Origin of the sequence: Bacillus sp. MHSD_36 (assembly GCF_030757775.1) — a bacterium.
Classification (GTDB): Bacteria; Bacillota; Bacilli; order Bacillales; family Bacillaceae_G; genus Bacillus_A.
The window spans coordinates 1-2,350 of sequence record NZ_JAVBIS010000024.1; the positions used below are offsets into that span (position 1 = coordinate 1).

Here is a 2,350-nt window from a genome sequence, read left to right on the forward strand (position 1 = left end):
CTCTAGCGCCGATGGTAGTTGGGACCTTGTCCCTGTGAGAGTAGGACGTCGCCAAGCAACTGTAAGACGAGTCAGAATGACTCGTCTTTTTTGTGTTTCCGATTCCTAATCCTTATTCTTTTAATGCTCTCATATTCATTTTCTTTCATCATTTTTGATGTGTAGCATAAGATTTTCTGTTTTATTTTTTGTAGAATTAATCTGTCAGTGTGTTAAAATAATGCAGTTGTTTTTTGAGTACTTGAATATAAGAAGATTTAATTTTGAAAAAGGAGATAATATGAAAAAGATAGGTGTAATTACTATAGTAGTTTTAGTCCTTCTAGCGATTACTTATGTGTTAGTCGGGAATTATTTTTATAATTATGCGTTGAACGCGAAACAAGAGAAAGAGTTTTTAGAGGATAACCCTCACTTAGTAGAAACAGTGAATGCATCGGGAAGTATGCTTGCTACAAACGAAGAAAAGGATGCGAACTTTGTATCAAATCATAAACCTAATACACGAAACATAACTTCTTTCGATAAGTTGAAATTAACAGGCTATGAATATATGAATGAACAATCTAGCCATAAATGGGCAATTGTAGTTCATGGATATGATAGCAGGGCATCGAAAATGACGAAATATATCAGGAATTTTTATGAACAAGGCTATAACGTCATAGCGCCAGATCTTCGTGGGCATGGAAATAGTGAAGGCGATTATATAGGGATGGGCTGGCACGATCGTAAAGATATTTTGATTTGGATCCAACAAATTGTAAAGAAAGACCCTAATGCTGAAATAGCACTCTTTGGTGTTTCAATGGAGGGAGCAACTGTAATGATGACTTCGGGTGAAGATTTACCTTCTAACGTGAAAGTTATTATTGAAGATTGTGGATACTCAACTGTTATTGATGAATTTACATATCAACTAAACGATCTATTCCATTTGCCGAAGTTTCCTGTTATGAACGCGGCAAATACAATTACAAAATTAAGAGCTGGATATGATTTAGAAGAAGCTTCAGCTATTAAACAAGTTGCAAAAAGTAAAACACCGATGCTATTCATTCACGGGGATGCGGATACATTCGTTCCTTTTGAAATGTTAGATGAAGTATATAATGCTGCAAAAGTAGAAAAAGAGAAATTAATTGTTCCAGGTGCTGGGCATGGAGAAGCTGAGAAGATAGATTCAAACACATATTGGAATACCGTATGGAAGTTCGTAGGGAGATATATTCCAGCATAATTAGATTTGTATATACGATAATCAAAAGGCAATATTTTTGATTATCGTTTTTCTATTTATAAATTCATTTTAGGTTGTAGTATATAAGGCTTGAAGCATAAATTTTTGAATTCCTTAGTGCCAGTGCTACAATGATTGAAAACTACGTGTTAATGAGGTGTTTCTATGAAAATTGAAGTATGGTCAGATTTTGTATGCCCGTTTTGCTACATTGGGAAACGTAGATTAGAAGTAGCTTTAGAGCAATTTTCTCATAAGAAGGATGTTGAAGTTGAGTTTAAAAGTTTTGAATTAGACCAAAATGCTCCAATCTATTCTGGAACAAGTATTAATGAAGTACTTGCATCAAAGTATGGGATTAGTATTGAAGAAGCGAAACGTAATAACGTGCAGCTAGGTAATCATGCAGCGAGTATGGGTTTAAGTTTTAATTTTGATGAGATGAAGCCGACGAACACTTTTGATGCGCATCGTCTTGCGAAATTTGCAAAGGATCAAGGGAAAGAAAAAGAGATGACGGAAAATCTACTTTTTGCATATTTCACTGAATCAAGAAATTTAAGTGATGTGGATACGCTTGCTACTATAGCTGAAGCTTCAGGTTTAGACAAACAAGAAGTTTTAAAGGTTATTAATGATAAAAGCGCATATGCAAATGATGTTAGAGTTGATGAAGCAATTGCTCAGCAATATCAAATTTCAGGAGTACCTTATTTTATTATTAATCAAAAGTATGCTATTTCAGGTGCACAACCACTTGAAACTTTTGTTAGTGCACTTCAGCAAGTGTGGGAAGAAGAGAATCCTGCACCTAAGTTACAAGAGCTTTCTTCAGAAGGCGGAAGTGATATGTCTTGTACGGATGAAAGTTGTTCAGTACCTTCAAAAGAACAATAGTTTTCATGAGGGAATAGCAACCCATAGAGTATTTTATGGGTTGCTTATATATTCTTATAGAAGAGATGTATAAATAAGGTTTATTAAAAATGAAGTTTTTTATAAAAACATATTGACGATTGTAGGTTAAGGGTGTAATATAGAACAAGTCGCAGATGACATTAACGTCGAAAGCGACAAACGAAATGAAAAACTTAGTTGACATTGAAAGAT

The 2,350-nt window shown here is 34.3% G+C and carries 2 protein-coding genes; both read left to right on the top strand.

Annotated elements, in window-relative coordinates:
• Window positions 1-280 precede the first annotated feature (280 nt).
• Window positions 281-1,240 (top strand): alpha/beta hydrolase, encoded by a 960-nt coding sequence (locus Q9B79_RS26680; protein ID WP_306189002.1) that lies wholly within the window; start codon window positions 281-283, stop codon window positions 1,238-1,240.
• Between the two features lie 165 nt (window positions 1,241-1,405).
• A complete protein-coding gene (locus Q9B79_RS26685; protein WP_306189004.1) occupies window positions 1,406-2,137 on the top strand; it encodes a DsbA family oxidoreductase in 732 nt (243 codons plus the stop codon).
• Window positions 2,138-2,350: the final 213 nt, after the last annotated feature.